This window comes from Xanthomonas sp. SHU 166 (assembly GCF_000364685.1).
Taxonomy (GTDB): domain Bacteria; phylum Pseudomonadota; class Gammaproteobacteria; order Xanthomonadales; family Xanthomonadaceae; genus Xanthomonas_A; species Xanthomonas_A sontii.
The window spans coordinates 1-748 of sequence record NZ_AQOJ01000319.1 but is presented as its reverse complement, the minus strand read 5'-3'; the positions used below and the strand labels follow the sequence as shown (position 1 = coordinate 748).

Genomic DNA, 748 nt, shown 5'->3' with positions numbered 1-748 from the left:
GCAGATGAAGGCCTACGACGCCTACATCGTGGCGCTCAAGGACGACCAGTCGCGATTGGCGCGGCGGGCGCTGGATGGCAACAAGAACAACATCCTGGGGCAGGTGATCCAGGCGGGCGTGCTCGCTGGGGCGCTGTCCAAATGATGGCACCGGCAACTCCAACACAGCACGCGACATCGGGTAGGCACGCAGCATGAACGGATTCTTCGACACCGCCACGCACTGGATGCAGCCGTTGGCGGACGCCAATCTGGGCGACTTCCTGTTCTTCCGGTTGGTGAACAACTACTTCACCAACGAGATCGCCGAGTTCGGCCTTGAACTGATGCGCCGCGCGATGCATTGGGTGAGCGTGATCGCGTTGACGGCGACCACGTTCTGGATCCTGATCCAGGGCTACCGCATCGTCACCGGGCAGTCGCGCGAATCGGCGATGGCGACGATGGTCAAGGCGGCCAAGGTGGCGGTGATCCTGATGATCGCGTCGACCCTGGGTGCGAACGGCGCGGCGTTGCACAAGGCGATGACCGACAACCTGGACATGGAGATCCACGGGTTGTTCACCGGAGACGACACCAGCAGCGCGGCCGACTCGATCGACGACAACCTGAAGTACACCCAGCTGGCCCTGTCCGCGCTGGACGCGGTGCGTGTGGACGCCAACGATCCCGAATCGATCGAGAAGAAGGGGCGCTCGATGCTGCTGGCCAGTTTCGGCACGGCCAGCCCGCCGATGGCGGCGGGCGC

General features: G+C 64.0%; 1 protein-coding gene. It reads left to right on the top strand.

Annotated features, from left to right (window positions below; all coding sequences use genetic code 11):
* Positions 1–194 precede the first annotated feature (194 nt).
* Positions 195–748, top strand: a 554-nt coding sequence (locus D180_RS09675; RefSeq protein ID WP_017912631.1) for a type IV secretion system protein, incomplete at its 3' end; no start/stop codon positions are given.